Here is a 4,953-nt window from a genome sequence, read left to right as displayed (position 1 = left end):
CTTAGAGAGTAAGCGTTTTAGGCTATAGTATTACTGAAGTCTCTAAGGAAGCAACAAATTTGTGAGCTATTCTGCTGTTTTGCCTCCCTGGCTGGTTTTAGATCCTCTGTTGCGTACCTGGTTGTTGGAGGATATTGGTAGGGGCGATCGCTTTCCCAGAGCGTAAATTATTTTTTATAGATCAATTCCTTTGCAGATCAATTTGACAGGTGGTATCCAACGCCGAATCGTTTTATACACACTTTTGCCCACTTCTGTATCAATGTGAATAAGAAAAGCAGTCACTATATTATATAAAGAGAGCAAAATTTGCTGTAACCACTCAAAAAAATCAGTTCCAGCCTAATGCTTCACTAATTTGCGCTGCTAGTTTCAAGGGACGGAAAGGCTTGGCAAAGACAGCAGCTACATTTAAGCCAGTAAACACGTCTTGAGCCGACTCCTGGACTTTGGCAGTTAGTAAAATTACGGGAATTGATTTAGTGACGGGGTTAGCCTTGAGTTGTTGCAGAGTGGCACGCCCATCCATATCAGGCATCATCATATCTAGTAAAATTACATCAAGCTTAGAGTTGGCTGCTACATTCAACGCTTCCCAACCAGAACAAGCAGTCAACACGTTCCAACCAGCAGCCATTTCTAATCCCAATTTTGCGATCGCCTGCACATCTTCTTCATCATCAACAATCAAGATATTTCTGCTCATATTGTCACTCTCGCATGATATGTGATGCTGATTAGCTTGATTAGTCTTCAGCTATTTTAGAATGCAATCGGGTAGAAGTAGGGGAGATTTGGGTAATTAAAGGCTGCTATTGAGAGTCTACTAAAGGTAACAGTACATAAAAAGTGCTACCTTTGCCTAAAATGCTCTGAACCCAGATTTTACCATCATGTTGCTGTATGATATCTCGGCAAATAGCAAGTCCTAAACCTGTTCCTCCTTTGTTGCGGGAGTCAGATGCATCTACCTGCTGAAAACGCTCGAAGATGATTTGTAATTTATCTTCAGGAATTCCTCGCCCTTCATCTTGGATCGTAATTAAAAGAAAGTTGGGTGATGAAGGCTGATTTTCTTCAGATTCAACGCTTTTAGATTCTGAGAGAGTGGCACTTATCCACACAGTGTCACCTGGTTCAGAAAACTTAATCGCGTTGCTCAGTAAATTGGTGAGGGTTTGCAAAAGGCGATCGGGATCTGCCCAAAGTTCTGCTGCTACGGGATTTATAATTAGTCGAACTTGTAATTTATCTGCCATTGCTTGCATTGCTTCCGTTGCCGTAATTAGCAAATCTGCGGCGTTGCACTTCGCCTTTCGTGTAAAAATTTTGCCCGATTTCATCCGCTCTAAATCGAGAATATCGTTCACTAAACGAATCAAGCGTTCAGTATTAGTCGTGGCAATGCTAAGGACTTTTTGTCCCTGTTCGGTTAGAGTTCCCAGTTGTCCTGAACTTAATAAATCTAATGCTCCCATTGTGGAAGTTAAAGGTGTACGCAACTCATGACTAACTAAAGAAATAAATTCGTTTTCTAGGCGTTTACGTTCGGTGATGTCATTGGCAATTAATAAAGCACATGGCACTCCACCTAAGTCAATTAATTCGAGAGATATCAGTATGGTTTTGAGTTCTCCAGACTTTGTAGAAAATTCAAATTCTAGATTGTACAGCGAGCCAGTTTCCGGCAGAAGTTGAATTGTTTGAGCGATCGCGACTGTGTTTTTACCTAAATTAAGTTCGGTAGCAGTATCTCCAATTACTTCTTCTAAACAATAGCCGCTCATTTTCAAGAAGCTGGGATTGACATCAATAAAACGAGCTTCCGAAACTGTAGCGATCGCGATTGGGTTGGGACTAGAGCGAAAAACCTTAGCAAACTTCTCTTCTGCTTTGGCGCGTTCAGAAAATTCCTGCTGCAACCGCTCATTTTGGGCTTGGAGTTGTCGTTGCAGTTTCCAAATAGTCAAATGATTTTCAATTCGTGCTAAAACCTCTTCTAGTTGGAAAGGCTTAGTGATGTAGTCCACCCCACCAGCTGTAAAAGCTTTTACCTTATCTAGCACATCACCTAAAGCGCTGATAAAGATTACTGGAATTTCGCGGGTGCGATCGCTTGCCTTTAGATGTTGGCAGACTTCATAGCCATTCATCTCAGGCATATTCACATCCAGCAAAATTAGGTCGGGAGGAACTGCATTCGCTCCCCGTAAACCCGTAGAACCTTTGGTTACACTTCTAACTTTATATCCCTGTTCCGTCAACATGGCGGATAAAAGATTCAGGTTTTCTGGCGTGTCATCAATCACCAGTATGTCTGCTTTGGGGAAGTTGAGTGACTCTTTAGGCATAGAAATATCGACTTTAGCCAGAATAGGCTACTAATTGTTTCTAGAGATTTTAACCTTAGTTCAATATCTTAATAATCAGTTACAAAAAAATAGTAATTACCCATTTATCTACCCTAGTTCTCCCCGATTAATTTCTAATGTTAAAAACATCAAATCAAGTTTGTAAATCACTTACTCAATTACACAACAAGGAGTAACTTGTATGCAAAGTGCAACCATGCGAAAACCAACTATTCTTGCATCAGGAGAAGGAAATCAATTTTCAGTTATTGGTGCACAGTTCACAACAAAAGTAACCGGAGAAGAAACTAATCAAGCGTGGACAATTTATGAAATTACAGATACAGAAGAAAATGGCCCACCACTTCATACTCACCCCTGGGAAGAGGCGTTTTATATTCTAGAAGGTGAAGTAGACATCCAAATTGGTACAGAAACAATTTTGGCATCACCAGGCTTTTTCGTTAACATTCCTCACAATGCAGCACACGGCTTTAAAATTCGTTCTGCTACTGCAAAATTCCTGGTTTTGATTTCGCCGAAGGGTGCGAAAAACTTTTATGAAGAAATGGGTCAAGTAGCAGATAGTCCATCGCTAAATATGGAAAAAGTACAGCCTGTTTTGAACAAATATGGATTGCAGTTTATTGCATAAGTTTTCGTTTGGATGGATTTGGCTGCACAGTTGTGTACCCCTATTCAGAAAGGCGATATAGAAACATACAGAGTTCGCGTTGGAAATCGCTTTCGTTGATAAATAAATCTATTTCTACAAAAATGCTATGCACTCAATAACCAATAGGCTATTCTATTCCATGCCAAAAACTGTCCGCTTTTTCGCTGCTAGTGCCCTAAGTTTGGGTTTCACCGCTAGCTTTGCTTTTTATCCAAGCGCGAGTCAAGCGGGTAATGACACTGGAGTGCCTGCTGAACTTCAGGGCGAGTGGCGGTATGGCCGGATTTCGTCCATCCAATACCAAGACAGTTACACAGGGCAGTCCGCAGCCCCAAACGGCTCTAGCGACCAATTCCAACTTGCATCTAATGGAAATTACAAGCGAAATAGACTGATTCAAATCAACACCTACAACTGTGCGTCTAATCTCTTCATAGAGGAAAAAGGCAAAGTTAAGATTGAGGCTCAACGCCTGACTTTTCAACCCAGCGACAGCACATCCAAAGGGCAAATCTGCAATAGCGGGCGCACCTACTCCAGCCGCAATACAGCAAAGCCTGAGACTTACCAGTGGTCGATTGAGACTAATGATTATGGGCAGCAAGTTTTAGTACTTGAGACTGCCGATGGCAAGGGTCGCGCTCATTATGGACGACCTCAATAAGCTAATGAGCATTCAATTTGCATAGAACCCAATACGCTGAGGTTAAGAATTTTTTCTCTCCCCTGCCTCCCCTACTTCTACCCGATTGTTTTCTAATCTACAAGATATCGAACGAGGTTATCCTATGATTCACCATATTTCAATTGCTGTTAGAAACCCTAACCATGTTGCTCAAGTTCTGGCGGAAATCTTAAAAGCGCAAGCTGTTCCCTTTCCTCCTAATCCAGGAAGTTATATGGTTCTACCTTTTGATGAATACGGTACAGGCATTGAACTTTATCCTTTAGGTTCTCAAATAGAACCTGGTGAAGGTGATGAAGAATGCGTATTTGTACATACTGCTATTACTTCCAGGTATACAGATATTCATGCGGCTATCTCTGTACCAATTAGTCAGCAAGAAATTGAAAAAATTGGTGTTCGTGAAGGTTGGCGTGTAGTGCGCTGTAACCGCGATTCTTTCTTTGATGTGATTGAGTTCTGGGTGGAAAACAGGTTAATGATTGAATTGCTAACACCAGAAATGGCATCTCAATATTTGAAATTTGCTACCCAGCAAGAAAATCTGAAATATTTTTTGGCAGAACCAGTTTTAGCTACAAATTGATAAACATTTATTGCAATCCTATTTTATTTGTAAGAATTACAAACAGTAGATCCCCAACTTATCAAACAAGTTGGGGATTTTGTCTGCTATGAAAGCTGCTAGCTATTATATTGATAAATTAAAATTCTCGTTGTATGATTATTAACTACAATATTGTTTACACTGTATTATAATTGTAATAAATTAAAGAGCCATTTAAGATGCCAAAAGACAGTCTGAAGGTTTGTTTAGATGCCCTGATATGTAGAGAAGCATTTGAAGTACAAGGGCAACAAGGTCAAAATATAGGAAGAAATATTCCGATGATATCTATTCGGGATTTAGAAAAAAATTCTTTTTTCTATCCATTTTTACGCAAACCGGATTTTCAAAGAGAAACTAATGAATGGAAATCTGAGAAAATATGTGAGTTTGTAGAAAGTTTTTTAGATGGTGATTTAATACCATCTGTTATTCTTTGGAGAAGTACTAGCAGTTATTATTTTGTCATTGATGGCTCCCATCGACTTAGTTCTCTAATAACCCAAGTTGCTAGTTATGCTTGCAGGTGTTCAGGTGGCATTGCATAAGCAATAAAATCCCCTCCAGAGGAAAAATTAGGAGGGGTAATGTTAAACGAAATAATTACAATTTATGCTATCACTGATGACCTATT

6 protein-coding genes and 1 pseudogene are annotated in these 4,953 nt (G+C 39.9%); 5 read left to right on the top strand and 2 right to left on the bottom strand.

Annotation, left to right across the window (positions count from 1 at the left end):
• Positions 1-61: 61 nt before the first annotated feature.
• A pseudogene (locus RMY32_RS13955) lies at positions 62-151 on the top strand (nicotinate-nucleotide diphosphorylase (carboxylating)); the annotation flags it as partial.
• Positions 152-331: 180 nt separating this feature from the next.
• Here RMY32_RS13955 and RMY32_RS13950 read toward each other — a convergent pair.
• Together RMY32_RS13950 and RMY32_RS13945 are read right to left on the bottom strand one after the other, a co-directional pair.
• Positions 332-706 (bottom strand): response regulator, encoded by a 375-nt coding sequence (locus RMY32_RS13950; protein ID WP_322708863.1) that lies wholly within the window; start codon positions 704-706, stop codon positions 332-334.
• A 106-nt stretch (positions 707-812) separates the two neighbouring features.
• Positions 813-2,351: an ATP-binding protein gene (locus RMY32_RS13945; RefSeq protein ID WP_322708862.1), complete on the bottom strand. Its 1,539-nt coding sequence runs from the start codon at positions 2,349-2,351 to the stop codon at positions 813-815.
• Positions 2,352-2,553: 202 nt separating this feature from the next.
• On the opposite strand from RMY32_RS13945, the gene RMY32_RS13940 reads away from it, so the two are divergent.
• The 4 genes from RMY32_RS13940 to RMY32_RS13925 all read left to right on the top strand — a co-directional run bounded on the left by RMY32_RS13940 (position 2,554) and on the right by RMY32_RS13925 (position 4,867).
• Positions 2,554-3,006, top strand: coding sequence for a cupin domain-containing protein (locus RMY32_RS13940; protein WP_322708861.1), 453 nt, complete (start codon positions 2,554-2,556; stop codon positions 3,004-3,006).
• Between the two features lie 160 nt (positions 3,007-3,166).
• Complete coding sequence (locus tag RMY32_RS13935) at positions 3,167-3,691, top strand: hypothetical protein (protein WP_322708860.1); 525 nt, start codon at positions 3,167-3,169, stop codon at positions 3,689-3,691.
• A gap of 124 nt (positions 3,692-3,815) precedes the next feature.
• Positions 3,816-4,298: a hypothetical protein gene (locus RMY32_RS13930; RefSeq protein ID WP_322708859.1), complete on the top strand. Its 483-nt coding sequence runs from the start codon at positions 3,816-3,818 to the stop codon at positions 4,296-4,298.
• A 200-nt stretch (positions 4,299-4,498) separates the two neighbouring features.
• Positions 4,499-4,867: a DUF262 domain-containing protein gene (locus tag RMY32_RS13925; RefSeq protein WP_322708858.1), complete on the top strand. Its 369-nt coding sequence runs from the start codon at positions 4,499-4,501 to the stop codon at positions 4,865-4,867.
• The last annotated feature ends 86 nt before the right edge of the window (positions 4,868-4,953 follow it).

The sequence above is a fragment of the Nostoc sp. ChiSLP03a genome, assembly GCF_034531215.2.
Classification (GTDB): Bacteria; Cyanobacteriota; Cyanobacteriia; order Cyanobacteriales; family Nostocaceae; genus Nostoc.
Note: the sequence above shows the minus strand (reverse complement) of the source record. Positions and strands in the feature narration are given on the sequence as shown.

Coding starts and splice junctions, on each gene's coding strand:
- RMY32_RS13950 (WP_322708863.1), bottom strand. CDS start 706: ATGAGCAGAAATATCTTGATTGTTGATGATGAAGAAGATGTGCAGGCG.
- RMY32_RS13945 (WP_322708862.1), bottom strand. CDS start 2,351: ATGCCTAAAGAGTCACTCAACTTCCCCAAAGCAGACATACTGGTGATT.
- RMY32_RS13940 (WP_322708861.1), top strand. CDS start 2,554: ATGCAAAGTGCAACCATGCGAAAACCAACTATTCTTGCATCAGGAGAA.
- RMY32_RS13935 (WP_322708860.1), top strand. CDS start 3,167: ATGCCAAAAACTGTCCGCTTTTTCGCTGCTAGTGCCCTAAGTTTGGGT.
- RMY32_RS13930 (WP_322708859.1), top strand. CDS start 3,816: ATGATTCACCATATTTCAATTGCTGTTAGAAACCCTAACCATGTTGCT.
- RMY32_RS13925 (WP_322708858.1), top strand. CDS start 4,499: ATGCCAAAAGACAGTCTGAAGGTTTGTTTAGATGCCCTGATATGTAGA.